This is a genomic window from Roseburia sp. OM02-15 (assembly GCF_003481835.1).
GTDB classification, from domain to species: domain Bacteria; phylum Bacillota; class Clostridia; order Lachnospirales; family Lachnospiraceae; genus Eubacterium_I; species Eubacterium_I ramulus_A.
The window spans coordinates 250,324-276,836 of record NZ_QULX01000001.1; the positions used below are offsets into that span (position 1 = coordinate 250,324).

The 26,513-nt window shown below is 41.8% G+C and carries 22 protein-coding genes and 2 pseudogenes; 23 read left to right on the forward strand and 1 reads right to left on the reverse strand.

Translation table 11 applies throughout. The features are described from left to right. The first annotated feature begins 19 nt into the window (after nt 1-19). The 10 genes from sdaAB to DXB15_RS01235 all read left to right on the forward strand — a co-directional run bounded on the left by sdaAB (nt 20) and on the right by DXB15_RS01235 (nt 10,046). A complete protein-coding gene (gene sdaAB / locus DXB15_RS01190; protein ID WP_118701785.1) occupies nt 20-685 on the forward strand; it encodes an L-serine ammonia-lyase, iron-sulfur-dependent subunit beta in 666 nt (221 codons plus the stop codon). Between the two features lie 137 nt (nt 686-822). Beyond that, entirely contained in the window at nt 823-1,686 is an 864-nt protein-coding gene (gene sdaAA, locus DXB15_RS01195; protein ID WP_118701786.1) for an L-serine ammonia-lyase, iron-sulfur-dependent, subunit alpha, read from the forward strand. A 255-nt stretch (nt 1,687-1,941) separates the two neighbouring features. Continuing rightward, complete coding sequence (locus DXB15_RS01200; protein WP_109215102.1) at nt 1,942-2,436, forward strand: gamma carbonic anhydrase family protein; 495 nt, start codon at nt 1,942-1,944, stop codon at nt 2,434-2,436. Between the two features lie 657 nt (nt 2,437-3,093). Further along, a complete protein-coding gene (locus DXB15_RS01205; RefSeq protein ID WP_118701787.1) occupies nt 3,094-4,029 on the forward strand; it encodes a substrate-binding domain-containing protein in 936 nt (311 codons plus the stop codon). A gap of 170 nt (nt 4,030-4,199) precedes the next feature. Further along, the gene (pstC, locus tag DXB15_RS01210) at nt 4,200-5,060 is read left to right on the forward strand and encodes a phosphate ABC transporter permease subunit PstC (RefSeq protein ID WP_118701788.1); all 861 of its coding nucleotides are present in this window, start codon (nt 4,200-4,202) and stop codon (nt 5,058-5,060) included. Then, nucleotides 5,060-5,896 carry a phosphate ABC transporter permease PstA gene (pstA, locus tag DXB15_RS01215; protein WP_118701789.1) on the forward strand — a complete coding sequence of 279 codons (837 nt, stop codon included), beginning with the start codon at nt 5,060-5,062 and terminating at the stop codon, nt 5,894-5,896. Before pstC ends, pstA begins: the two co-directional genes overlap by 1 nt. A gap of 85 nt (nt 5,897-5,981) precedes the next feature. Then, on the forward strand, nt 5,982-6,740 hold the full coding sequence (gene pstB / locus DXB15_RS01220) for a phosphate ABC transporter ATP-binding protein PstB (protein ID WP_109215090.1): 759 nt from the start codon (nt 5,982-5,984) through the stop codon (nt 6,738-6,740). A 109-nt stretch (nt 6,741-6,849) separates the two neighbouring features. Then, a complete protein-coding gene (gene phoU, locus DXB15_RS01225; RefSeq protein WP_118701790.1) occupies nt 6,850-7,515 on the forward strand; it encodes a phosphate signaling complex protein PhoU in 666 nt (221 codons plus the stop codon). A 68-nt stretch (nt 7,516-7,583) separates the two neighbouring features. Beyond that, on the forward strand, nt 7,584-8,060 hold the full coding sequence (locus DXB15_RS17160) for a YibE/F family protein (protein WP_243115575.1): 477 nt from the start codon (nt 7,584-7,586) through the stop codon (nt 8,058-8,060). A 210-nt stretch (nt 8,061-8,270) separates the two neighbouring features. Then, nucleotides 8,271-10,046, forward strand: a complete 1,776-nt coding sequence (locus DXB15_RS01235; RefSeq protein WP_118701791.1) for a Na/Pi cotransporter family protein — start codon at nt 8,271-8,273, stop codon at nt 10,044-10,046. 406 nt (nt 10,047-10,452) lie between these two features. Here DXB15_RS01235 and DXB15_RS01245 read toward each other — a convergent pair whose 3' ends face one another. Continuing rightward, a complete protein-coding gene (locus tag DXB15_RS01245) occupies nt 10,453-11,319 on the reverse strand; it encodes a helix-turn-helix transcriptional regulator (protein ID WP_158582166.1) in 867 nt (288 codons plus the stop codon). Nucleotides 11,320-11,513: 194 nt separating this feature from the next. Here DXB15_RS01245 and DXB15_RS01250 point away from each other — a divergent pair, with 194 nt between their 5' ends. From DXB15_RS01250 to tnpA, 13 genes and pseudogenes are all read left to right on the forward strand, one after another. Then, nucleotides 11,514-13,772, forward strand: a complete 2,259-nt coding sequence (locus DXB15_RS01250) for a glycogen/starch/alpha-glucan phosphorylase (RefSeq protein WP_118701794.1) — start codon at nt 11,514-11,516, stop codon at nt 13,770-13,772. Nucleotides 13,773-13,775: 3 nt separating this feature from the next. Next, nucleotides 13,776-15,308: a response regulator gene (locus DXB15_RS01255; protein WP_118701795.1), complete on the forward strand. Its 1,533-nt coding sequence runs from the start codon at nt 13,776-13,778 to the stop codon at nt 15,306-15,308. Next, nucleotides 15,280-16,974, forward strand: coding sequence for a sensor histidine kinase (locus DXB15_RS01260; protein ID WP_118701796.1), 1,695 nt, complete (start codon nt 15,280-15,282; stop codon nt 16,972-16,974). The genes DXB15_RS01255 and DXB15_RS01260 overlap by 29 nt, the downstream gene beginning before the upstream one ends. Further along, nucleotides 16,964-18,607 (forward strand): sugar ABC transporter substrate-binding protein, encoded by a 1,644-nt coding sequence (locus tag DXB15_RS01265; RefSeq protein ID WP_109215098.1) that lies wholly within the window; start codon nt 16,964-16,966, stop codon nt 18,605-18,607. The genes DXB15_RS01260 and DXB15_RS01265 overlap by 11 nt, the downstream gene beginning before the upstream one ends. Before the next feature lie 83 nt (nt 18,608-18,690). Continuing rightward, nucleotides 18,691-20,058, forward strand: a complete 1,368-nt coding sequence (locus tag DXB15_RS01270; protein WP_109215099.1) for an ABC transporter substrate-binding protein — start codon at nt 18,691-18,693, stop codon at nt 20,056-20,058. A gap of 101 nt (nt 20,059-20,159) precedes the next feature. Next, entirely contained in the window at nt 20,160-21,002 is an 843-nt protein-coding gene (locus DXB15_RS01275) for a carbohydrate ABC transporter permease (protein ID WP_109215100.1), read from the forward strand. Further along, nucleotides 21,002-21,880 carry a carbohydrate ABC transporter permease gene (locus DXB15_RS01280; protein WP_021737521.1) on the forward strand — a complete coding sequence of 293 codons (879 nt, stop codon included), beginning with the start codon at nt 21,002-21,004 and terminating at the stop codon, nt 21,878-21,880. The genes DXB15_RS01275 and DXB15_RS01280 overlap by 1 nt, the downstream gene beginning before the upstream one ends. A 267-nt stretch (nt 21,881-22,147) precedes the next feature. Continuing rightward, nucleotides 22,148-23,626, forward strand: coding sequence for a 4-alpha-glucanotransferase (gene malQ, locus DXB15_RS01285; RefSeq protein ID WP_118701797.1), 1,479 nt, complete (start codon nt 22,148-22,150; stop codon nt 23,624-23,626). Between the two features lie 6 nt (nt 23,627-23,632). After that, nucleotides 23,633-24,310, forward strand: a complete 678-nt coding sequence (locus DXB15_RS01290) for a LysR family transcriptional regulator (RefSeq protein WP_118701798.1) — start codon at nt 23,633-23,635, stop codon at nt 24,308-24,310. Nucleotides 24,311-24,512: 202 nt separating this feature from the next. After that, nucleotides 24,513-24,740 carry a hypothetical protein gene (locus DXB15_RS17165; RefSeq protein ID WP_109215103.1) on the forward strand — a complete coding sequence of 76 codons (228 nt, stop codon included), beginning with the start codon at nt 24,513-24,515 and terminating at the stop codon, nt 24,738-24,740. A 149-nt stretch (nt 24,741-24,889) separates the two neighbouring features. Continuing rightward, nucleotides 24,890-25,126: pseudogene (locus DXB15_RS01300) on the forward strand (transposase); the annotation flags it as partial. 241 nt (nt 25,127-25,367) lie between these two features. Then, on the forward strand, nt 25,368-26,021 hold the full coding sequence (locus DXB15_RS01310; protein ID WP_118701799.1) for an HAD family hydrolase: 654 nt from the start codon (nt 25,368-25,370) through the stop codon (nt 26,019-26,021). Nucleotides 26,022-26,096: 75 nt separating this feature from the next. After that, nucleotides 26,097-26,502: pseudogene (gene tnpA, locus DXB15_RS17645) on the forward strand (IS200/IS605 family transposase). Nucleotides 26,503-26,513 lie beyond the last annotated feature (11 nt).

The window sequence follows — 26,513 nt, forward strand, 5'->3', positions numbered from 1 at the left end:
AAATAAGGAGAGTACAGCGATGGATTTATTTGATATCGTAGGTCCGATCATGGTCGGACCATCCAGCTCCCACACTGCGGGAGCCGTGCGAATGGGTTATGTGGCAGGAAAACTGTTGGGAGAACCGATCTGCAAAGCAGAGATCCTTTTGTATGGATCCTTTCTGGCAACTGGGGAAGGACATGGTACGAAGAAAGCGCTGGTTGCAGGTCTGCTGGGGATGCAGCCGGATGACTACCAGATCGCAGACAGTTTCGAGATTGCTGCACAGCGTGGGATAACGGTGGCGTTTGGTGAGGCGCATCTGGAGGAAGCTCATCCGAATACGGCAGTGATCCGATTAACCGGTGTCGGAGAAAAATATACGGAAGTACAGGTGTCTTCCATCGGTGGTTCACGGATCAGTATTGATAAGATCGATGGCATCAACACTGGATTTTCAGGGGAATGTCCGACACTGATCGTACACAATATGGATCAGCCGGGATGTATCGTGGCAGTTACTTCCATGCTGGCAAAGAAAAATGTCAACATTGCGACCATGCAGGTGTATCGTTCTGCCAAGGGTGAGCAGGCAGTTATGGTGGTGGAATGTGATCAGCCAATTTCCGAGGATGGCATTCAGTGGTTAGAACAGGTGGAAGGCGTGCTGAAAGTGACGTATTTTGCCGGAATTGGGGCGTAATGTTACTAAGGTAAAAGATGTTCTCTTATTTTTTATAGAAGCATTCTTGAATTATAAGATTTACTGAGCGCCGATCGAATTCCACAAATAGGATGTAGATGGGAATAGAATAACAGGTAGAAAAGGAAACCATAATTATGGCAGTAGAATATCACAGTCTGAGAGAGCTGGTAGAACTGGCAGAAGCACAGGAGAAATTTGTATGGGAGATTGTACAGCAGGCGGATATGATTGAGAGCGAGCGGACTGCTGAACAGTCCTTTGCCAAAATGCATGAGATGTATCGGGCAATGTGGCAGGCAGATCAGGATTATGACGGAGCGCGCCGTTCTGCAAGCAGGCGCGCGGGCGGAGACGGAGAAAAGCTGGAACAATATAATGCGTCCGGAAACAATATCTGCGGACCGTTTATCGGAAAAGTCATGGAAAAAGCAATAAAAATGGGAGAATCCAACGCTTGTATGCGGCGTATCGTTGCAGCACCGACGGCAGGTTCCTGTGGCGTACTTCCGGCGGTATTACTCAGTTTTGCAGAAGATTTTCCGGCAACGGAAGAAATGCTTGTGCAGGCGCTTTATGTGGCAGCCGGAATCGGAAAAGTCATCGCAGAGAATGCTTCTCTGGCAGGAGCGTCCGGCGGATGTCAGGCAGAGATCGGCTCTGCCAGTGCCATGGCAGCGGGAGCGCTGGTCTGTCTTCAGGGCGGAGATGCCGAAGCCATTATGCATGGGGCAGCTCTGGCATTGAAAAATATGCTTGGTCTGGTTTGTGATCCGGTGGCAGGTCTGGTGGAAGTTCCGTGTATCAAGCGGAATTCTTATGGAGCAGTCAATGCGGTGACATCGGCACAGCTTGCCGTGGCAGGAATCCGCAGTGCCATTGATCCGGATGAAGTCATTGACAGTATGCGGCGGATTGGAAATCAGTTACCGGCTTGCTTAAAAGAGACCAGCGAGGGCGGTCTGGCAACGACGGAGTCTGCAAGGCATTACCAGTCGTAAGGGGATTTCAGAGAATAGCAAACTTTATCTCAGTCTGAGTTGAGACTCCCACTTCTGCAAGTGGTGAGTAGTAACAAGTATTTTTCAGTGGGAGTTCAATCTCCGACTGAGATAAATGCTCCGCGAGGATGTGCAGTGATTCTGAAAAGAATATGTCAGCTTTCGCTGACCAGAATCACGCACCAAGTCTCACGTGCGTTCGACTTGAAGGGTGGAGAAGAACAAAATTTTATACAAAAGGAGAGGTATAAAGTGATGAAAGAAGAAAAAGCATGCAATAGAAGTGGTGCGTACATTGCGCCAAATGCAACGGTAGTCGGTGCTGTCAGTATGGGGAAAGACAGTAGTCTCTGGTATCAGGCAGTAGCCAGAGGAGACCATGACAGTATCACTATCGGGGAAGGCAGCAACATTCAGGATGGCTGCATTCTTCATGCAGACGCAGGTTTTCCGGTTGTGATCGGGGATCATGTCACGGTTGGTCATGCAGCGATCATTCACGGATGTGAGATCGGAGATGGTGCACTAATCGGCATGGGTTCCATTGTTTTGAATGGAGCAAAGATCGGAAAAAATGCGATCATCGGTGCAGGCGCGTTGGTGACACAGGGAACAGTGATTCCGGATGGTATGCTGGCAGTTGGTTCTCCGGCAAAAGTCAGACGTGAAGTGACTGCCGAGGAAATAAAGCAGAACCATGAAGATGCTTTAGATTATATTGAAACTGCAAGAGAACAGTTTGGAGACTGATGTTCGATTTGAAAAAATTCCGGAGCATTCTTGAAATAGACAAAATAATGCAATAAAACATAATTAACAGATAATTTAAAATAATATAAAAAATATACAGAAAAAGTGTTGACAAATCACTTAAAGTGCAATACAATAAAGACAACAAAAGAAGAGAGAAAACAAAATAAAAAATCTTCTTTCGTTAAATAACTACAGGAGGTCAGTCCAATGGAGTAAGCAAGAAAATAATCTCTTTTGACAGAGTTTATCATTATAAAACAATCAGTTAAAGGAGGACAAGTCCATTGAGAGGTAGAGATCCATAGTTGAGACAAAAGAAATAGAAGAAAGGGAGGTTATATAGTGAAGCTTAGATTTAACAGGTGACAGAGCTATCTGATGACGAGAAAGTCGGATAGCTCTTTTTTGTGCTTTTATTTCTGTGAAAAATAAAGATTCTCCCTGAAAATATCTTCGAAAGTAAAGTTTTTTACAAAAGCTTTACTTTTTTTTTGCGCAATCCTGATAGTATGAAAAGCCAAATCTGATTAAAGTATACGTCGTAAGGCAAACAAAACAACTTGCCAGCATGACCCGAATAAGCCAAAGGCAATGCAGGTCTGTACATAAAAAATAAACAAGAAAAAGATGTAAATCGAAAAGGAGAGAATCGAAATGAAACTGAAAAAAATGATGGCACTTGTACTTTGCGCAGCAACAGTAGCAGGACTTGGACTTACAGGATGTGGAAACAGCGATAACGGAGCAGCAGACAACGCAGGAAGCGCAGCAACAGAGAGCGGTAGCACAGGCAGCGCAGATGCATCTTCTGATTTTTCTGGAAATATCAGCGTATTATCCCGTGAGGACGGTTCCGGTACAAGAGGCGCTTTCATCGAGCTGTTTGGCATCGAAGTAAAAAATGATGCAGGCGAGAAAGAAGATATGACAACGGTAGACGCAACCATCACAAACAACACAGAGGTTATGATGTCTACGGTAGCAGGTAACGAATACGCAATCGGTTACTGCTCCCTTGGTTCTTTAAATGACACCGTAAAAGCAGTAAAAATCGATGGTGCTGAGGCAACTACAGAGAACGTATCCAACGGAACTTACAAAGTATCCAGACCGTTCAACATCATCACAAAAGATACCGTAAGTGATGTGGCTCAGGATTTCATCAATTACATCATGAGTGCTGACGGACAGCAGGTAATCGCAGATGACGGATATATCTCTGTAGCACAGGGTGACACATTCACATCTACAGGAGCAAGCGGAAAGATCACAATCGATGGTTCTTCCAGCGTATCACCGGTTATGGAGAAACTGGTAGAGGCTTACAAAGCGGTGAACCCGAACGCTGAGATCGAGCAGCAGACAACAGATTCCACAACAGGTATCACATCCGCTATCGATGGAAAATGTGACATCGGAATGGCTTCCCGTGATCTGAAAGACGAGGAGACAGGCGTTACAGCTACAAAGATCGCTCTTGACGGTATCGCAGTTATCGTAAATAATGCAAACCCGATCGATGAGATCAGCTCTGATATGGTAAAACAGATCTTCACAGGTGAAGTTACACAGTGGGATGCTGTAAAATAATCAGTTCCATTAAATAACACAAATTATATATGCGTCACTACAGATTCCGATTTGAACGCAGGTCGTAAAGCGATTGTGTTCATGAACAAGTAGCGAAAGTGGATTGTGAATGTCCGCTTTATGTAGAAAAGAATCTGTGTGGCGCATTCCCATAGGGAGAAACAAAACATATGAAACGAAAAGAAAAAGTGTTTGAAATTATTTTCCTGCTTGTTGCCTGTATTTCCATCGTGGCAGTAGCCATGATCTGCATTTTCTTATTTGCAAACGGAATCCCGGCAATGGGAAAAATAGGACTTGGAAAATTCCTGGGCGGACAGGTTTGGAAGCCCGGAAACGATAAATACGGCATCTTCCCGATGATCATCGGAAGTCTGTACATTACAGGCGGTGCCATTGCAGTAGGTGTGCCGATCGGTATTTTTACTGCAGTCTTTCTTGCAAAATATTGTCCGAAGGGACTTTACAAAATCATCAAACCGGCAACAGAGCTTCTGGCAGGAATCCCGTCAGTTGTATACGGCTTCTTCGGTTTGATGGTCATCGTACCGGCGGTTCGTATGATCTTCGGAACAAACCGGACAGACGGAATGAGCATTCTGACCGCATCTTTCCTGCTTGGAATCATGATCCTGCCGACCATCATTGGTGTGACAGAGACTTCCATCCGTGCCGTAAACAACGCCTACTTTGAAGGTGCACTGGCACTGGGAGCAACAAAGGAGGCAAGCATTTTCCGATGCGTGATCCCGGCAGCAAAATCCGGAATCTTAGCCGGTGTAGTACTTGGTATCGGCCGTGCCATTGGTGAGACCATGGCGGTTGTAATGATCGCCGGAAACCAGCCGCGTATGCCGCAGGGAATCTTAAAAGGCGTGCGTACACTGACCACAAACGTTGTACTTGAGATGGGATATGCAACCGGACTTCACAGAGAAGCACTGATCGCAACCGGTGTGGTACTGTTTGTATTCATCCTGATCATTAACCTGGCGTTCAGTATTATCAAAGGAAAAGGAGAGAAGGAATAATGAAAAAGACAAAGAAAAAGATTTATGTCGGCTCTCTGATTTTAAAAATACTGATCATTCTGGCTGCAATTTTTACCATTGTGATGCTTGGCTACCTGATCGTGTATATTCTGGGCAAAGGTATCCCGCATCTGACACCGTCACTGTTTTCCTTACATTATGACAGTGATAACGTATCAATGCTTCCGTCTATTATCAACACATTGATCATGATCGGTGTGGCATTGCTGATCGCAGTTCCGATCGGTGTATTCTCTGCAGTATACCTGACAGAGTATGCAAAAAAAGGCAATAAACTGGTAAAAATCATCAGAACTACAGCAGAAACATTAACAGGTATTCCGTCCATCGTTTACGGTTTGTTCGGTATGTTGTTCTTCGTAACCGCATGCCATATGTCCTACTCCTTAATGGCAGGTATTTTAACTGTAGCGATCATGGTTTTGCCAACCGTTTTAAGAACCACAGAGGAAGCACTTTTGGCAGTGCCGGACAGCTTCCGTGAAGGAAGTTTCGGACTGGGCGCAGGCAAACTCCGTACAGTATTTAGAATCGTACTTCCAAGTGCCATTCCAGGTATCCTCTCCGGTGTCATTCTTTCCACCGGACGAATCGCCGGTGAGACAGCAGCACTGATCTACACCGCAGGAACCATGGCAACCTTACCGAAGAACCTGCTTTCATCCGGACGTACACTGGCCGTACATATGTATGTACTTTCCCAGGAAGGATTACATACGGATCAGGCATTTGCCACAGCAGTTATTTTGCTGATAATGGTACTTCTGATCAATATTTTATCTTCCGTCATTGCAAAGAAAATGCAGCGGGACTAAAGTATTGGAATCTTGGTTACGAAACAAAAGTGACAGGAAACGTATTTGCAAACAGCAATATGTGAGAGAGGATAACGAAACGAACATGTTAAAAAATAAAATGACAATCGAGCATATGAATCTTCATTACGGAGATTTCCATGCATTAAAAGATATTAATCTTGAGATTAAAGAACATCAGATCACCGCGTTTATTGGACCTTCCGGATGTGGTAAATCCACCCTTTTAAAATCCTTAAACCGTATGAATGATCTGGTAGAAGGATGTAAGATCGACGGTCTGATCGCATTGGACGGCGAAGATATTTACGGAAATAACATGGATGTAAACCTGCTGAGAAAAAGGGTTGGTATGGTATTTCAGAAGGCAAATCCATTTCCGATGAGCATTTACGATAACGTAGCATTTGGACCGAGAACACACGGTATCCACAACAAAGCACAGTTAGACGACATCGTAGAAAAATCACTTCGTGACGCAGCAATCTGGGACGAAGTCAAAGACCGTCTGAAAAAAAGTGCCCTTGGCGTATCCGGTGGACAGCAGCAGAGAATCTGTATTGCCCGTGCGCTGGCAGTTCATCCGGAAGTATTACTGATGGATGAGTCCACTTCCGCACTGGATCCGATTTCCACATCAAAGATCGAAGATCTGGTTATGGAGCTGAAATCTCAGTACACCATCGTTATGGTAACACATAACATGCAGCAGGCAGTTCGTGTGTCTGACCAGACCGCATTTTTCCTTCTGGGCGACCTTGTAGAGTATGGTGATACCGATCAGTTATTCTCCACACCGAAGGAGAAAAAGACAGAAGATTATATTACCGGTAGATTTGGTTAAACAGATGTGCAGAAGTTTCTGAAATTTATCCGGAGTTTTAGCAGTGTATTTTGAACAACGGATGAGCAGATTTTGGAACAATGTGTAAGTGCAAGGGAGAACATAAAAAATGAGAAATCAATTTGACAGACAGTTAAATACCTTAAACGGTGAGCTGATCCAGATGGGACACATGGTAGAGCAGGCAATCGAGCATGCCATTGAAGCCATGGTACATCAGGATGCAGAAAAAGCAAGAAAAAACATGGAATTTGACTCAGAAGTAGACCAACAGGAGAAAGACATTGAAACCCTCTGTATGAAACTTCTGATGAAACAGCAGCCGGTAGCAAGAGACCTCCGACTGATCTCAGCAGCATTGAAAATGATCACAGACATGGAGCGAATCGGTGATCAGGCAGCGGATATTTCCGAATTATCCTTATCTCTGGTAAATGAGAAAAACCTGCCGATGATGGACCGCATGAAACAGATGTCCCAGGAATGTATGCTGATGGTAATGAAAGGTCTGGAAGCCTTTGTGGCAAAAGATATTGAGATGGCAAAGAAAGTCATTGCAAGAGATGACGTGATCGATGCCATGTTTGATGATATAAAAAAAGAAGTGATCGAGCTGATCCAGAACAACGGCGCAGGCGCAGAAGTAGCAACAGACCTGCTGATGGTTGCAAAATATTTTGAACGAATCGGCGATCATGCAACAAATATTGCAGAATGGGTTATTTTCTCCATCAATGGAACCCATCCGACCATTAATCCGGAACCAGTTCTGTAAGAAAGTAAGACAGTTCACTCACGCCTTCCACAGGCGTTGAGTGGACTACAAATAAGTAATAGCGGACTTTGATCCTGTTAAACTACACTCCGTACTACATTGCAGAGAGAACCAATGCATGTCTGCCTTCTTTCTCAACCATTGATTTTACGGATGATTCCTTTACGATCAAAGCTTATGATTATAATGGAAACCGTTACGCAGATGACTTTACAATTACAAAAAAAGGAATTTCCACACTGCTTGACAAGACCATTTACTCACAGGTGGCAGAAGGACAGCAGGCACAGTCTGATGATTATACCGCAGATAAAGCACCGTTTATCGCGGCAACGATCACTGTGGTCATGATCATTTATGCATATTCTTATCAGATGCATCAGATACTGAATATGTATTCCATTGCCATCGAGATCATGCGGGGAATTGCAGGAACCATCGGCATTATCCTTACGGTTCCGATCACGTCCCTGATCATGTCAATGCTGCTGACTAGAGAGAAAAAAGCAGCACCGGAAAAGAAACAAAAATGTGAATGTAAATAGAATGTAAAAAATTTACAAAGACTTTACATTCGAATCTCCTGAATTTTACATACATCAATTAGAGTGGTAATTGTTAGATGATGTTATTACTTAATGACAGTTCAATTGGAAACATTTGCAGTATTAAAAAAAACTCCTCATGCGAGCATGAGCGTTTTCTTAATATATGTGCTGAGTGAACTGGGGAGAAAAATCAGGAGGAATCTTTTTATGGACATATTTGCGATTTTATCGTTGATTGGCGGACTTGCCCTGTTTTTGTATGGAATGAATGTTATGGGAGACGGTCTGACCAAGGTTTCCGGTGGTAAGCTGGAAAAAATTCTGGAAAAACTGACATCAAATCCGATCAAGGCGGTATTACTTGGTGCCGGTGTCACCGCCGTTATCCAGTCATCATCGGCTACAACCGTTATGGTAGTCGGTTTTGTAAACTCCGGAATTATGAAACTGTCCCAGGCAGTCGGAATTATCATGGGTGCCAATGTCGGTACCACAATTACATCATGGATCTTAAGTCTTTCCGGTATTGAGAGCAGCAGCTTTTTTATCCAGATGTTGAAACCAACATCATTTTCACCGATTCTGGCAATTATCGGACTGCTTTTGATGATGTCATCCAAAAATGACAAACACAAAGATGTGGGAAGCATTTTACTTGGTTTTGCGGTACTGATGTTTGGTATGAATGCCATGAGTTCCGCGGTAGAGCCACTGAAAGATGTTCCGCAGTTTACACATCTTCTTACTATGTTTACAAATCCGATCCTTGGTATGCTGGCAGGTCTGATTTTGACAGCAATCATTCAGAGTTCTTCCGCATCTGTCGGTATTTTGCAGGCATTGTGCAGCACCGGAGCGGTAAGTTTTGGATGTGCGATCCCAATCATCATGGGACAGAACATCGGTACCTGTGTAACAGCAATTATTTCCTCTATTGGAGCATCCAAAAATGCAAAGCGAACCGCGTTAGTGCATTTGTATTTTAATATCATAGGTACAGCGTTATTTATGATCGTATTTTATTCCATAAATGCATTTGTACATTTTGATTTTCTTGGAGATGCAGCCACACCGGCAGGAATCGCCGTTGTACACAGTATCTTCAACATAGCAGCTACTCTTGTACTGCTTCCGTTTGCAAAAGTACTGGAAAAACTGGCGTACATGTCCATCAAAGAGGATCATACAGAGCGTAAGCATGGTGTACAGGAGTCTGAGGAAGAGCTGAAAAAACTGGATGTTCGTTTTCTGGAGCAGCCGGGACTGGCAATCAGTCACTGTATGGAAGCAACCGCTTATATGGCACATATGAGTGAGGCAGCATTAGTAGATGCGCTTGGTCTGATGGATCAGTACGATGAGGAAAAAGCAGCAACTGTGGAAACACTGGAAAACAGAATCGATCATTTCGAGGACAAGATCGGTTCCTATGTCATCCAGATCACAAACCGCAATATGCTGGAAAACGACAGTGCAAAAATGTCTGTCATTCTGCACAGTATCAACGATCTTGAGCGAATTTCCGATCATGCCGTGAACTTAAAGGAAAGCGCGCAGGAGATGAAGGAGAAAGGTCTGAAAATGTCCTTTGAGGGAAGTTCCGAGATCATGTATCTGCGCAGAGCGGTAACAGATCTGGTAAATCTGACCGTTCAGGCACTGAGTAATAACGATAAGGAACTGGCCAGAGAGATCGAGCCGTTGGAGGAGGTTATTGACGACCTCAGCGATGAGCTGAAACGGCGTCATGTTATCCGTCTGAAAGAGGGCAAATGTACCATTGAGATGGGATTTGTGCTGACGGATATGACAACGAGCCTGGAGCGGATTGCGGATCATTGTTCCAATATTGGTGTAAGTATTCTGGAGAGCAGTGAGGAGGATATGGGACGTCATGCGTATCTGCATTCTGTGAAAAAAGAAGATACGGAGAATTTCCAGGATCGGTATGAACATTATCGGGAATTGTATTTTTTTGGGTAGCTTAAAATTTACCATTTAGGTTTTATAATGAACTCCTACCATTTTGCCTCAGTCGCTAGCAATTACTCCTTGAGGAAAAATGGTAGGAGTTCTTAAGTTACACAGTGTTTTTGATAAATTTTTGCGCTACCCTGCACTGCGTGCCGCACGACGTGCACTTACACAAATTTACATGTGTATATAAATTTTGTGGCAATAAACTACATGATGTAGCATGCGTTGATCCGGATGAAAGTCAGATTCCAATGGTTATGGATCGTATTTTTATGGAATATTATAAAAAATGTGATAGGCGGAATTTTATTCCGCGATATGAGTATAGATCAATACTGGAAGATAAAGACGGGGATGTAAAAAAACCTTCCTGACAGAAAAATCGCTTAGACCGTGAGTCTTAAGCGATTTTTTATCTTGCCTGGCGTGGAGTAATGCCATATTTGTCTTTAAACTTCCGATTGAAATAAGAAGCATTTTCAAAACCGGATTTCTGTGCGATTTCCAGAATAGACAGATTTGATGAAACCAGCAGATTTCTGGCATGTGCCAGTCGGACATCATTCAGATAATGGATATAGCTGATACCCATATGTGTCTTAAAAAATTTCATGAAGTGTGATTCACTGAAATAGCAGGCAGAGGCAATCTGGCAAATGGAAATAGATTCTTCCAGGTGTTCATTCGTGAACGTGATGATGAATTTCAACTTGTCCAGTGACCGTTGCTGTATGTTGGATAATTCTTTTTTTTCGTCCAGAGAAAGAAGCTGGAACATGAAAAGAAACAGAGAGCCTTTGAGAGCAAGTTGATATCCGGCAGGTTTTTTACTGCATAATTGATCCATTGTCCGGATCAGATCATGAATTTTCGGATAGTAGGACAGACGTGGGTGAATGTGGACGACTGTGTGAATTTGCCCTGAGAACAATGGATACAGAAATTTTTCAAAACAGACGTCGTGGTTATCGGAGGATAGTAATTCCGGACGAAAAATGATATTTTCATATTCCATTTTCTGACCTGAAATTTCTCTGATGGCATGCAGATGTCCCGGAAGAACAATGATGATATCTCCGGCTGTCACATGATAGTGTGTCAGGTCTACAAAAACTGTGCCGGATCCCTTCTGAATGACGATAAATTCTGCTTCTTCATGCCAGTGAACAGGTACTTCCGTAAAATCATCCGGTATAGTGCACAGATAAGTGTTATACGGAAACTGATCTTCCGTATGACGCTTTTTTTCGTGGTATTGTTCTGGTTTTGGTTGTTTCATGCTGGACTCCATTCTGTTTTTGATAGAATTGTACTATAAAAGGATATTATGCTGCAAGAAAAAAATAACAATGCCGTATAAAATAGAAGCAGAAACGCACGAACAGGAAAAAATATGATACAATGAATCAAATGGTTCCTGCGTATCAGTTTTTTTTGAAAGAATAGACTATAAGGTCGGGAAGGAATTTTATTATGAAACTGGAAATGTTAGTATCGGAAAAATTAGGAAAAGCAATTTCAGAAAGCAGTAATCAGGAGATTTACCAGGCACTGATGACTGTTGTGCAGGATATGGCAGAACAGAAGGAATCTAATGCAGGGAAAAAGAAAGTATATTATGTATCTGCAGAGTTTTTGATCGGAAAACTTTTGTCTAATAATATGATCAATCTCGGAATATATGAGGATGTCCGCAAAATGCTTGCTGCAAATGGAAAAGATATCTGCGAAATCGAGGAAATAGAGGCAGAGCCATCTCTTGGAAACGGAGGACTTGGCCGGCTGGCAGCCTGTTTCTTGGATTCGATTGCAACACTTGGTTATAACGGAGCCGGTATTGGACTGAATTATCATCTTGGATTATTTCAGCAGAAATTTGCAGATCACATGCAGAAAGAAACAAAAAATCCGTGGATGGACCGGAGTGGCTGGTTAAAACGTACGGATGTCGGTTTTCCGGTGTCTTTTGGAAATATGACATTGCAGTCTGTCATGTACGAAATTCTGGTAACCGGATATGGTAACCGTACCAATAAATTACAACTTTTTGATATAGATTCTGTGGATGAGAGCATTGTAGAGGATGGGATTTCTTTCGATAAAAAAGAAATTGCCAAAAATCTGACATTATTCCTTTATCCGGATGACAGTGATGAAGATGGTCGCAAGCTTCGTATTTATCAGCAGTATTTTATGGTAAGTAATGGCGCACAGCTGATTTTAAAAGAATGTGAAGCACGGGGATGTAACCTTTATGATTTGCCGGATTATGCAGTCATCCAGATCAATGATACACATCCGACGATGATCATCCCGGAGCTGATCCGTTTATTAATTGCCCGGGGACTTTCTGTGGATGATGCAATTGATGTGGTAAGCCGCACCTGTGCATATACCAATCATACAATTTTAGCGGAAGCATTGGAAAAATGGCCATTGCATTATCTGCAGGAAATCGTACCACAGCTGGTGCCGATTATTGAAATTTTAGATGATAAAGTACGACGAAAATATGCGGATGAAAGTGTGGCTGTCATTGACCGTAACGATGTGGTTCATATGGCACATATCGATATTCATTATGGCTTCAGCGTAAATGGCGTTGCAGCTTTGCATACAGAAATCCTGAAAGAGACAGAACTTCATAATTTTTATCAGCTTTACCCGGAGAAATTTAACAACAAGACAAACGGAATTACGTTTCGCCGCTGGCTGCTTCATTGCAATCCGATGCTTGCAGATCAGATCACGGAGTGGATTGGTGATGGATACAAAAAAGATGCAACAGAGTTGAAGAAGCTGGAGAAGTTTGTAGAGGATGAACAGTCACTGCAGAATCTTCTGCAGATAAAAAAAGAAAACAAACATCAACTGGCAGAGTATCTGAGACGGACACAGGGCATAGAACTGAATGAGGATTCTGTGTTTGACATTCAGATCAAACGGCTTCATGAGTATAAACGACAGCAGATGAACGCATTGTATGTGATTTATAAATATCTGGAAATAAAAAGTGGGAAATTACCAAAGACTCCGATCACGGTGATCTTTGGCGCAAAAGCAGCACCGGCTTATGTGATCGCCAAAGATATCATTCATCTGATCCTCTGCCTGCAGGAACTGATCAATCATGATCCGGAAGTGAGTCCGTATCTGAATGTGGTTATGGTAGAAAATTATAACGTTACATTAGCAGAAAAACTAATCCCGGCATGTGATATTTCAGAACAGATTTCACTTGCATCCAAAGAGGCAAGCGGAACCGGAAACATGAAATTTATGCTGAACGGAGCAGTGACACTTGGAACAGAAGATGGTGCAAATGTAGAAATCCATCAGTTTGTCGGAGATGACAATATCTATATCTTTGGTGCAAAGAGTGATGAAGTAATTGCACATTATGAAAAAAGTGATTACAGACCATCCGATTATTATACAAAAAATCCGATGATCCAAAAGGCTGTGGAATTTATCACCGGTCCACAGATGATGGAGATTGGAAAGAAAGAAAATTTAGAGCGTTTAAGCAGTGAACTGAAAAATAAAGACTGGTTTATGACATTCCTGGATCTGGAAGATTATATCCGAACAAAAGAACGGGCGCTGGAAGATTATACAGACCGCAAAACATGGGCAAAGAAAATGCTGGTGAATATCAGCAATGCAGGGTTCTTTTCTTCTGACCGTACCATCCGGGAATACAATCAGGATATATGGAAATTGGGGGATTAATGTATGCTGACAATTCTGGTAGTAGATGATGAAAAACTGGAGCGAAAGGGAATTCGTTTTCTGCTGAACCGGCGCAGTGAAGAGATGGAAATTTTGGAGGCCGCCAATGGAAAGGCGGCCTGCGAAATTTTGCAGCATCGGGCAGTGGATATTATGCTGACAGATATAAAAATGCCATTTATGGATGGTATTGAGCTGGTTTCTGTGGCTCACAAATTACAGCCAAATCTGGAAATGGTAATTTTTTCCGGATATGGTGAGTTTGAATATGCGAAAAAGGCAATGGCTTCCGGCGTTTCAAACTATGTGCTGAAGCCGGTGGATCCTGCTGAGTTCGAAAACACGCTGAATTTTCTGGTAGAGAGAATTACCGAGCGGAGAAATGAAGCACAGCGCAGTCAGTGGAATCAGGATTCTCTGGAAAATTATTTTCTTTTCAGATACCTTTGTCAGGGAAATGACGATCTGTTAAATAAAATCAGTGGAAAGATCAATATTGACCGTTGGGATCAGATCAGAGGTTTGCTTTTAATTGAGAGTGAAGATAATTTTTTTGAAGAATCAGAAGAAGTTTTTATTCAAAAACTGACAGAATATAGCAAGCAGAAATTATCCTTTTTAAATCTGGCACAGAATCAGGAACTCTGTGTCCTTTTTGGCGTATGTGAGCAGAAAGTTTTTGCAACAGATTTAGCTGAATGGATGAATCACACGTTTGGAAATCGTTTTTATGTGGCAGTCGGTCAGCCGGTTACGGATCGAAGTGAACTGCCGGAACGTTTTCAGATGCTTGAAAGTCTGATAGAAAATAAATTTTATCAGAAGGAAACAAGAGTATTTTTACCGGATCACGTATCGGAAGATACCGGGAGTGAGCAGTTCCTGGATGAAACTATCAGCCGGATGATCGAAAATATCCGCCTGGATGATATGACTCATCTGTGGGAACATTTTCATATTTTGAAAAATGGCATGGGAGATCTGAGCAGCTATTCGCAGATCTATACGAGATTTTTGTTTTCCAATCTGGTAAAAGAATTTTTTACGCATCAGCATCAGGACAGAAAAAAACTGGAAACAGCGGTTCAGAAGGTATACGAAATGCAGTCTGTCCAGGAAGTGATAAGTCTTGTAGAAACACTCATTCAGAATATGGAAGAACGTCTGGCAGCCAACAATGATGGTGCCAGAAATGAAGTTGCACAGGCAAAAAGTTATATTTATGAACATTACAGTGAGGATATCAGTGTGGAAAAATTATCCGAACTGGTGTATTTGTCACCGGGATATTTCAGTTATATATTTAAGAAAGAAACCGGAGATACGGTCAGCCGTTTTATTCGGAATTACCGGATGGAGCAGGCAAAAAAACTGCTTTCCGATACATCTATGAAGATTGTGCAGATATGTAAAGAAACTGGTTTTTCAAATGTATCTTATTTTTGTAAAAATTTCCGTGAGTATTGTGGATGTAGTCCGGAACAGTATCGAAAGGGTGGAATGACAGATGCACAGACTGAAACAGTTCTTTCATAAACTATCCATTCGAAAAAAGATGCTGACAATTCTGTGTCTGGTCGGTATGCTTCCGGTTATGATACTGGGTATTTCACTTGGAATCAATTCCTATCACACCGTGCTGAAATACAGGGAAAAAGATATGACGAATACACTGCAGCAGGCCTGTGGGATTGTAGATTATCAGATGTATACCTGCCAGCAGATGATGAATTATTTCGTATACAATCAGGATGTTATCAATTTTCTGGAGTGCGATCCGACAAAGAAGACACAGCGTTATGAACTGTATCAGGAAGTATCAAATACCATCGGTGCGTTGAAGTATCAGAATCTGATCATGGAATCTGTTACAATCTACTCCGAGAGCATTCAGCAGTCTTTCGGAAATGAAACGCATCCACTGGAGGATCTGTACAAAGAGTCCTGGTATCGAGATGGAATCAGGGATAAGGAATGGGTATTTGATGAAAGTACATTAGACCTGATTTCGATATACAAAATTCCAAGTTATTCCGGAATTGAAAGTTATGTGGCAGTTCGCACAGATATTCCGACATTATTTGAATCATTAAACCAGCTTGCAGTGGATCAGTATGGTGTTCATGTGCAGACGCAGAACGATGAAATATGGAATTTTTCCGGGAAAAAATGTACAGATAAAAATGGCATATATGTAAGTTTTAGAGAGAATAAAAAGGATTATTTATGGGTGCAGCAGGATCTGAATCAGATGGATGCGACAGTTACTTATTTTCAAAAGAAATCCAACTTAAGTCCATTTTCCAGAAGAGCGTTTCTTATGATCGCTGTGCAGGTAGGAGCCTGTCTGGTCTGTATTATTCTGCTGGGAAGGAGATTTGCAAAATATTTATCCAGACCATTGGAAGAACTGACAGAAGAAATCCAGTCTATGGATGAAACAAACATTCAGGCAACAGTCCACAGCAACCGCGAAGACGAGATGGGAATCCTGATCAACAGTTATAATCATATGATGCAGCGGATCCAGGAATTGATCAGAGAAAATTATGAAACGCAGATTGCCCGGAAAGAATTTGAAATGAAAGCATTGCAGGCTCAGATCAATCCGCATTTCCTGTATAATTCTCTGTCGATGATCAACTGGAAAGCAATTGAGGCCGGCGAAGATGAAATCAGTCAGGTGACGCTTGCACTTTCTGCATTTTACCGGACAACTTTAAATAAAGGAAGAACCTGGATCAGCCTGCGGCTGGCACTTCAAAATATTCAGGCTTATGTACAGCTGCAACTTTGGATGCATGATAATGACTTTAAAGTGCATTATGATGTAGATGAAAAATTGCTGGATTATGAACTTCCTTCACTTATTTTCCAGCCGTTCGTAGAAAATGCGTTAGAGCATGGTCTTGATATTAAGGAGGATCCGGATCATCAGATCTGGTTCCGTATCTGGGAGGAGACAGATTCCGGGGTGATTTATGTCAGCATTCGTGATAATGGCGTTGGGATGGATGCAGATACGCTTGCACATGTTCTGGAATATCATGCTTTGGGATATGGTGTCAAAAACGTAAACGACAGAATGAAACTGAGCTTCGGGGAAACTTATACCATTCAGATCAAAAGCGAAGAGGGAAAAGGTACGGAGGTATTACTGCATTTTCCAAAGGTACAGAAGGGAGAAAGCAATGAGTCATAGCAAAAGAAGAGCACAGGCTATCGTTATGGGAATGATGTGCGTACTTCTCGGTGTGATATCATTTGAAATTGACTGTGATGTGGCAGAACAGGAAGCGGATGAAAAGGCAGCCACTTCGTGGGAGAAGGCAGAGAAATCACCACTGATACCCTATCCGGAGACAGTGACCTATACACTGGCAAAAATGACTGCTTCCGGTAATTCCGGTATGCCGGATGGCGATACTTATGAGGATAATGCTTATACACGATATTTGAAAAAAACACTTAACGTACAAAATGAAGATGTTTTGGAAGTGTCGGAGGATGAAAATTATTATCTGTATATTCAGCGAATGATTGCTGAAAATAGTCTTCCGGATGTGATGCTGGTATCTGGTCCGGATGAGGTAGAGAAACTGGCAGAGTATGGCATGATTGAAGATTTATCAGATGCTTATCAGGAGGCAACTTCCAGTATGATCAAATCCATGTACAGCAGCTATGGAAAAGAATTACTGGAATCTGTGACCATTGATGGAAAATTGATGGCACTTCCTTCCACGCAGGTTTATTATGGATGTAATCTGTTCTGGGTGAGGGAAGATTGGCGGAAAGAACTGGGACTTCCGGAACCTTCGACGCTTGCTGATGTGGAGCAGATCATCCAGGCATTCCGGGAAAATGATCCGGGAGAAAATGGAAATATCGGATTGCCATGTATGGCAACATTGTATGGGAACGGTTCTTCGAATTTCTCTGTGGATCCTGTTTTTTCCGTATTTCATGCCTATCCGGGGATATGGCTGCAGGATAGTGATGACGGTTATGTCTATGGATCATTAACGGAAGAGACCAGGCAGGCACTGGAATATCTTCATGGATGGTATGAAAATGGTATTCTGGATCAGGATTATATGATGCGGACACCGGGAGAAATCGGAGAACTGATACGTGATAACCGCTGTGGAGCTTTTTTTGGCTGGTGGTGGGCACCGAATAATCCGCTGATAGAAGCAGTGGAGGCAAATCCGGGGGCGGAGTGGAAACCATATGTGATCGCTGATGAGTATGGAGAAGTTCATTCTTACATATATGGAAAAACATCTCCCTGTATCGTGGTGCGAAAAGGATATGAGCATCCGGAGATCGTCATGAAGATTATGACCGCACTTTTTGACAATGCGCGATACCGTCACGATGGGAGCGAAGAAATTGACCTGTACCAGAAACGTGGGGTTGATACCACGGCACGTCCGCTTGTGGCAAACTGTGATTTCAGCAATGCTGTGTTTACAACAACAGATCATATCTGGCTGGCTTTGCATTATCCGCGACAGACAGATTCCATGAATTCTCTGGAATCGGCTTATTATGACAGTTGCCGCAGATTCCTTGATGGAGACAGAGATCCTGTTTACTGGGCTGCCTATGCTTCACGGATTCAGGCAGTACGGCTGATTGAAGAGGCGGATGTGTCTTATGTTAATGAAGACTATGTACCGTATTCACATCGGGAGTTACCGCAGGATATGACAGATATGGAGACACTGGCTTTTATGAAGATCATTACAGGAGAAGAACCAATATCCTATTTTGATTTTTTTACAGAATCGTGGAAAAAGAACATGATTCTTGAAAATCTTTTGTATTAAATATGACTCTCTTTCTATAAAATTATAAGTATCAAAGAGGTATGCACTTGATACGATAATGAAAAGGAAAGAGGGTATTTTTTATGAAAATGAAAAAATTTTTGGCAGTGTGTCTGTCCGCATTGACAGTAACCGGTATGTTAGCAGGCTGCGGTGGAGCGAAAGGTGGAGATACGTCTTCCGCAGGAGCTGAGAAAAAAGGAAGCAGTGCAGAAGGATCTGTATATTACCTGAATTTCAAACCGGAGATTGCAGATCAGTGGGAAGAAGTTGCAGCAAAATATACGGAGGAGACAGGTGTTCCGGTAAAAGTAAAGACAGCAGCATCCAATCAGTATGAGCAGACACTGAAATCAGAGATGGCTAAAAGTGATGCTCCTACTTTATTCCAGATCAACGGACCGGTTGGATATCAGTCCTGGAAAGAGTATTGTGCAGATCTGAAGGATACCGATTTTTACAATATGCTGGTAGATAAAGACCTTGCGATCACAGAAGGTGATGGTGTATACGGCATTCCGTTTGCAGAAGAAGGATACGGCATTATCTATAATAAAGAAATCATGGATAAGTATTTTGCACTTCCGGGCGCAAAAGCAACATCCATGGATGATATCAAAAACTTTGATACATTAAAGGCAGTTGTAGAAGATATGACAGCGCACAAAGATGATCTTGGCATTGATGGTGTATTTGCATCCACATCCTTTGCACCGGGTGAAGACTGGAGATGGCAGACACATCTGATGAATCTTCCGATTTACTATGAGTACAAAGATGCAAATGTAAAAGATGAGGATGAGATTACTTTCAAATATAATGAGAACTATAAAAACATCTTCGACCTGTATCTGAACAACTCAACCGTTGAGCCTACAATGGTTGGTTCCAAGACAGTAGATGATTCTATGTCAGAGTTTGCATTAGGAAAAGCTGCTATGGTTCAGAATGGTAACTGGGCATGGTCTCAGATCAGCAAAGTAAGTGGTAACGTAGTAAAAGAAGAAAACGTGAAATTTATGCCGATCTATACAGGCGTAGAAGGCGAAGAGACACAGGGACTGTGCATCGGTACAGAAAACTACATGTGTGTAAACAGCAATGCATCTGAGGCAGATCAGAAAGCATCCCTGGATTTTCTGAAATGGGTGTTCAGTTCTGATGAAGGAAAAGAGATGGTAACAAATGATCTTCAGTTTATCACACCGTTCAGCACATTTGGCGATGATGAGATTTCTTCTGACCCGTTAGCACAGGAAGTAGTAAGATACATGAAAGATGATTCCCTTACAACTGTACCGTGGAACTTTACAACATTCCCAAGCCAGACATTCAAAGATGATTATGGCGCATCTCTTCTTGAGTATGCAAATGGCAATAAAGAATGGGATGCTGTGGTATCAGATACAGTAGATGAGTGGGCATCTGAGAAAGAAGCAACAGCTGAGTAGTCGTATTAGATAGTAGAATTCTCAGGGGCAGGAGGCGGTCATCGGCCGCCTCCTCTTCTGTTTTACGAAGAAAACATTTGTATCCGTAGGGAGGGAGATTTATGCAAAAGACATATAAAAAATATTTTGCTCTTTTTGTATTACCTACATTGATTGCATTTACCCTGTTTTTCATCATTCCATTTATTATGGGAATCGTGCTTTCATTCTGTAAATTTACGACAGTTACAAATGCACACTGGGTTGGAATCGCAAATTATGTAAAGGCATTTTCAAACAAAGATTTTATTAATGCACTGTTATTTACCGTGAAATTTACGGTTGTATCTGTAATTACAATTAATGTAATTTCCTTTGCCCTGGCATATGGACTGACACGGGGATTAAAAGGAACCAATATTTTTCGAACCATTTTCTTTATGCCAAACCTTATCGGAGGAATTGTACTTGGCTATATCTGGCAATTACTGATCAACGGCGTGCTGGCACATTTTAATGTAACGATCACAGCAGACCCGAAATATGGTTTCTGGGGCATGGTCATTCTGACAAACTGGCAGTTGATTGGGTATATGATGATCATTTACATTGCCGGTATTCAAAATATACCGACAGAATTGATTGAGGCAGCTGAAATTGATGGTGCCAATAAATTCCAGACATTGTATAAGATTATTATTCCGATGACAATGCCATCTGTTACCATCTGTCTGTTCCTGACACTTACGAACTGCTTCAAACTGTTTGATCAGAACCTGGCATTAACAGCAGGCGGACCGGCAAAGAAAACCGCAATGCTGGCATACGATATTTATACGACATTCTACAACAGGAACGGCTGGGAAGGTGTCGGTCAGGCAAAAGCGGTTATTTTCTTTATTATCGTAGCAGCAATCTCACTGACACAGTTATACTTCACAAGACGTAAGGAGGTTGAGAACTAATGCTGAAAAAGAGAAAACAAAACAAAAATGAGATCATTGAAAATCCGGCAGTATCAAAAGGTACCGGTATTGTGATTACGATTGTGATGACACTTTTAGCTGTGGCTTTCCTGTTCCCGATTTTCCTTGTATTGATGAATTCTTTTAAAAACAAACTTTATATCAGTGATGCACCGTTCGCATTGCCAAATTCGGATACTTTTTCCGGAATGTACAATTATGTGAATGGTATTCAGAAAACAGGACTGCTGGTAGCAGCCGGAAGATCTGCTTTTATTACCATCTGCTCTGTAATCGTGATCGTGCTTTTGACTTCCATGGCTGCATGGTGGATTACAAGAGTTACATGCAAATTATCCACAGTATTGTATTATCTGTTTGTATTTGCAATGATCGTTCCATTCCAGATGGTTATGTTTACACTGTCTAAAGTGACAGATTTTCTTCACCTTGGCAATATGTTTGGTATCATACCGGTTTACCTGGGATTTGGTGCCGGGTTGTCGCTGTTTATGTTCTGTGGATTTATCAAGGCGATTCCGATTTCTCTGGAAGAAGCAGCAATGATCGATGGCTGTACACCGGTTCAGACTTATTTTAAAGTAATAGTCCCGATGCTCCGCCCGACTATGATCACAGTTGCAATCTTAAATGCAATGTGGATCTGGAACGACTACCTGCTTCCGACGCTGGTACTTGACAGTGAAAAGCCAACCATTCCAATGGCAGTTCAGTATCTGCGCGGTGGCTATGGATCCATTGATATGGGCGCAATGATGGCAATGCTTGTACTTGCAATTTTACCGATCATTGTATTTTATCTGACCTGTCAGAAATATATTATCAAAGGCGTAGCTGCAGGAGCAGTCAAAGGTTAACAAACGCTCAAAAGTCCTTTTTGTTACAAGCAGTGCAGCAAAAAGGACTTTTTATCTCAGTCGAGAAGACTCCCACTTCTGCAAGTGGTGAGTAATAACAAGTCTTTCTCAGTGGGAGTACAATCTCCGACTGAGATAAACGCTCCGCGAGGATGCGCAGTGATTCTGAGAAGAATATGTCAGCTTTCGCTGACCAGAATCACGCACCAAGTCTCACGTGCGTTCGACTTGAAAAGTATAAATGTGTAGAACGTGAGGATATAAACTATGAGAACAAGTGGAATTCTGATGCCGGTATTTTCTCTTCCATCCAAATATGGCATAGGATGTTTTTCAAAAGAGGCTTATCAATTTGTAGATTTTTTAAAAGAGTCAGGTCAAAAAAACTGGCAGGTACTGCCCCTTGGACAGACCAGTTATGGGGATTCCCCGTATCAGTCTTTTTCATCTTTTGCCGGAAATCCGTATTTTATCGATCTGGAGCAGCTTGTGGAGCAGCAGCTTTTGACGAAAGAAGAGTGTGATAGTTTTGATTTTGGAAAGAATCCGGAATCCATTGATTATGCAAAGCTTTACCAGAACCGATATAAAATTTTGCGTATGGCATGCAATCGTTTTCTGAAACAACCACCAGATGATTTTTTTGCTTTTTGTCAGGAAAATGACTGGTGGCTTGGAAATTATGCATTGTTTATGGTAATAAAAAATATGCATAAAGGAGCAAGCTGGCTGCAATGGGAAGAAAAATATAAAAGACGCGATTTTGCAGCTCTGGACCAGGTTTGGCATGGACAGCATGAGGAAATACAGTTTTATCAGTTTCAGCAGTATCTGTTTTTCTGTCAATGGAAAAAACTACATGCGTATGCGGCGCAGGCGGGCATTCAGATTATCGGGGACATTCCAATTTATGTGGCACTGGACAGCGCAGATGCCTGGGCAGAACCGCAGCTGTTTCAATTTGATGAAGAGCTAAATCCTGTTGCAGTGGCAGGATGCCCACCGGATGCATTTTCTGCAACCGGACAGTTATGGGGCAATCCGCTGTATCTCTGGGGGTATCATCGCCAGACCGGTTATGCGTGGTGGATTCGGAGAATCGCACAGTGTCTGAACTTGTATGACTGCATTCGTATTGATCATTTTCGCGGATTTGACGAATATTACAGTATTCCGGCGGGGGATGAGACAGCAGAACACGGACACTGGGAGCCGGGACCGGGCATGAGTCTGATGCAGGTTTTGAAAGATGCACTGGGCGATGTAAATGTAATTGCAGAAGATCTGGGATTTTTAACGGATGGTGTACGCCGGTTATTGCATGATTCAGGTTTCCCGGGAATGAAAGTGATTCAGTTTGCTTTTGATTCCAGAGAAGAGAGTGATTATCTGCCACATAATTATGAGAAAAATTGTGTAGTGTATACAGGAACGCATGATAATGATACTCTTTGCGGCTGGTATAAAGTTTTAGATCCGGAAGATCTGAAATTATCTCAGAAATATATGAATAATGCAAATACACCAAAGAGGCAAATTCACTGGGATTTTATCCGTCTGGCACTGGCGAGTGTGGCAGATCTGTGTATTATTCCATTGCAGGATTATCTGGGGCTTGGAAGTGAGGCAAGAATCAATACACCGTCTACGCTCGGGAATAACTGGCGGTGGCGAATGACGCAGGGATGTCTGACAAAAGAATTAGCAGATCAGATCAGAGAGTTAACAACATTGTATGGGCGATAAATGAGCATGACATTTGTACAGTTAAAATATATATTGACCATTGCAGAGACGAAATCACTAAATAAGGCAGCAGAGCAGTTGTATGTTTCACAGCCATCGCTGACCAATGCATTAAAAGAACTGGAAAAAGAAGTAGGAATTACGATTTTCTTCCGTACCGGACGAGGCGTGACGTTGACAAATGATGGTGTGGAATTTCTGACGTATGCCCGGGAACTTTACCGGGAGTATGAGCAGTTGCTGCAGCGTTATGGAGAAGGCGGTTCTTATAAAAAGAAATTTGCGGTATCCACCCAGCACTACTCTTTTGCGGTAAAGGCATTTGTTGATGTGGCGAAAAAACTGGATATGTCAAAATACGAACTGGCAATCCGCGAGACAAAGACAATAGAAGTTATTCAGGAAGTAAGCACTATGAAAAGTGAGATCGGTGTGTTGTATCTGAGTGAATTTAACCGGAAGTCTATGGAAAAACTGTTTAAATCAGCAAATCTGGAATTTCATCCATTGATTTCCTGCAAAGCCTATGTATATTTATGGAAAGGACACCCGCTGGCGGAAGAATCTTTTTTGACAATGGAGCAATTGGAAAAATATCCCTGCCTGTCTTTTGAACAGGGAGATAACAGTTCTTTTTATCTGGCGGAGGAATTGCTTCCAACGATTCAAGTCGAACGCACGTGAGACTTGGTGCGTGATTCTGGTCAGCGCAAGCTGACATCTTCTTTTCAGAATCACTGCACATCCGCGCGGAGAATTTATCTCAGTCGGAGATTGAACTCCCACTGAGAAATACTTGTTACTACTCACCACTTGCAGAAGTGGGAGTCTCAACTCAGACTGAGATGAATACAGTCAGATCATTCATGCAAATGACCGTGCAACTATGCTGAATCTGATGATTGGACTGAATGGATATACATTGTGTTCCGGTCTGATCTGTGAAGAATTAAACGGCAGTGATTATCGTGCGGTACCGTTTCGGAATGATGGACGGTTTGACGATTCACAGGAAGAAAATCAGATGGAGATTGGGTATGTGACCAGAAAAAATCTGATTTTGAGTAAACTTGGTCAGGAATATGTGACAGCACTGCGACAGTATCTGGAATAATTTTAAGGGGCTGTGAAAAAAGAATAGTCCCGAAAAAAAGAAAGACCAAGAGTTTATAATGAACTCAAGGTCTTTCTTTCTGTTATAATTAATTTGTAAAAAAAAATAATAACACAATCTATTCTAACCCAAAACAGGCAGTTTTGCCAATGATAATTCAAGATTATTTGGACATCTGTGATCCAGTGCTGACTTTTGACAGATTTATGGGAGAAATCGAACTGGAGAAATATCTGAAAAATATTCCTCAACATTATACAGGAAGACTCAGATATGACCCGGTCAGCATGTTGAAAACAGTTTTGTTCGGATTTATGGCGAATGGCTATATATCATTGCGTGAACTGGAGGATCAGTGTAAAGTTAATCTCCGCTTCATGTATCTTACAACAATTACATCTTCTGTGAACAGCACGGAATGGAAAAGTACATGAAATTTTCCATGTTCAAGAAAGAGACTACCGACAAGAAGTATCGGGAAGATCCATTTCGTGCAGTAAATTTTTTAAATGACTCTGAATGCTATTTTTGACGAAACTTTTTTTTTCTGCTAGAATGGCAACGAAATCAAACGGATTAATTCAATTCGCTTTTAATATGGCTAAAGTGACATAGGAGGAACTTGAAATGTCTACACGAAATACAGCAATATTTGACCTTGATGGAACATTATTAAATACAATACAGGATCTGACCAACAGTGTGAATTATTGTATGAAAAAATATGGCGGTCCTGTTTATACATGCGAAGAAATCAGAGAAAAAGTTGGCAATGGAATTTATGTACTGATGGAAAAAGCATTGCCGGACGGACGTAATAATCCAAATTATGATGCCTGCATGAAAGATTTTCCGGTGCATTACAAAGAACATATGCTGGATAACACGAAACCATATGATGGGATTATTGATATGCTTCATACGTTGAAAGAACATGGCTATAAACTGGCTATTGTTTCCAACAAATTTGATGCTGCTGTAAAAGGACTTTGCAAAGATTTCTTTGCGGATGAAATAGAAGTTGCTATCGGTGAGTCACCTGCTATTCATAAGAAACCAGCTCCGGATACGGTATTTCAGGCAATGCGTGAATTAAATGTCAAACCGGAAAATTGTATTTACATTGGTGATTCTGAAGTAGATATCCAGACAGCAGCAAATGCGGGAATTCCGTGCGTCAGTGTAAACTGGGGGTTCAAATCTACAGAGTTTTTAAAAGAAAATGGAGCAATACAGATTGTGTCAACGCCGAAAGAACTGACAGAGTCTATATTGAAATAAGGCTACCGCAATCCCACTGGCTTTAGACGGTGGGTTAAGGTAGCCAAAAATCAGAAATTATTGTGTACTCATGGCATGGGAACATGGAAATCTAAAAACAGACACAAATACCTATTACAATATCACATTATTTTCGTCTGCAAATAATAGGAAGAAATTACTGGTTTCGAGACAGATATCAGATGATATAAAACAGTTTTCGTATGAGATATGTCAGAGACACAGTGTGATAATAAGATATATGGAAACAGATAAAGACCACATTCACTATATGATAGAGACAGAACCAACAATGTCTATTAGTAAGATTGTAAACCTGATGAAGAGCTATACAACATACCATATATGGAAAAGATATCCCCAATATTTACGAAAACAATTCTGGAAAGAACATACCTTTGGGACAGATGGATATTTTGCCTGTAGTGTAGGAAATGTATCGGAAGAAATGCTGAAGAGATATATAGAAAATCAAGGTTGAGAAAGAAGGTG

Bases quoted from the DNA above. Each gene is read 5' to 3' on its own strand.
- DXB15_RS01265 (WP_109215098.1), top strand. From the start codon at position 16,964: ATGAGTCATAGCAAAAGAAGAGCACAGGCTATCGTTATGGGAATGATG.
- DXB15_RS01275 (WP_109215100.1), top strand. From the start codon at position 20,160: ATGCAAAAGACATATAAAAAATATTTTGCTCTTTTTGTATTACCTACA.
- phoU (WP_118701790.1), top strand. From the start codon at position 6,850: ATGAGAAATCAATTTGACAGACAGTTAAATACCTTAAACGGTGAGCTG.
- DXB15_RS01200 (WP_109215102.1), top strand. From the start codon at position 1,942: ATGAAAGAAGAAAAAGCATGCAATAGAAGTGGTGCGTACATTGCGCCA.
- sdaAA (WP_118701786.1), top strand. From the start codon at position 823: ATGGCAGTAGAATATCACAGTCTGAGAGAGCTGGTAGAACTGGCAGAA.
- malQ (WP_118701797.1), top strand. From the start codon at position 22,148: ATGAGAACAAGTGGAATTCTGATGCCGGTATTTTCTCTTCCATCCAAA.
- DXB15_RS01205 (WP_118701787.1), top strand. From the start codon at position 3,094: ATGAAACTGAAAAAAATGATGGCACTTGTACTTTGCGCAGCAACAGTA.
- pstB (WP_109215090.1), top strand. From the start codon at position 5,982: ATGTTAAAAAATAAAATGACAATCGAGCATATGAATCTTCATTACGGA.
- DXB15_RS01235 (WP_118701791.1), top strand. From the start codon at position 8,271: ATGGACATATTTGCGATTTTATCGTTGATTGGCGGACTTGCCCTGTTT.
- DXB15_RS17165 (WP_109215103.1), top strand. From the start codon at position 24,513: ATGCTGAATCTGATGATTGGACTGAATGGATATACATTGTGTTCCGGT.
- sdaAB (WP_118701785.1), top strand. From the start codon at position 20: ATGGATTTATTTGATATCGTAGGTCCGATCATGGTCGGACCATCCAGC.
- DXB15_RS01310 (WP_118701799.1), top strand. From the start codon at position 25,368: ATGTCTACACGAAATACAGCAATATTTGACCTTGATGGAACATTATTA.
- pstC (WP_118701788.1), top strand. From the start codon at position 4,200: ATGAAACGAAAAGAAAAAGTGTTTGAAATTATTTTCCTGCTTGTTGCC.
- DXB15_RS01260 (WP_118701796.1), top strand. From the start codon at position 15,280: ATGCACAGACTGAAACAGTTCTTTCATAAACTATCCATTCGAAAAAAG.
- DXB15_RS01250 (WP_118701794.1), top strand. From the start codon at position 11,514: ATGAAACTGGAAATGTTAGTATCGGAAAAATTAGGAAAAGCAATTTCA.
- DXB15_RS01290 (WP_118701798.1), top strand. From the start codon at position 23,633: ATGACATTTGTACAGTTAAAATATATATTGACCATTGCAGAGACGAAA.
- DXB15_RS01280 (WP_021737521.1), top strand. From the start codon at position 21,002: ATGCTGAAAAAGAGAAAACAAAACAAAAATGAGATCATTGAAAATCCG.
- DXB15_RS01245 (WP_158582166.1), bottom strand. From the start codon at position 11,319: ATGAAACAACCAAAACCAGAACAATACCACGAAAAAAAGCGTCATACG.
- DXB15_RS01255 (WP_118701795.1), top strand. From the start codon at position 13,776: ATGCTGACAATTCTGGTAGTAGATGATGAAAAACTGGAGCGAAAGGGA.
- DXB15_RS01270 (WP_109215099.1), top strand. From the start codon at position 18,691: ATGAAAATGAAAAAATTTTTGGCAGTGTGTCTGTCCGCATTGACAGTA.
- pstA (WP_118701789.1), top strand. From the start codon at position 5,060: ATGAAAAAGACAAAGAAAAAGATTTATGTCGGCTCTCTGATTTTAAAA.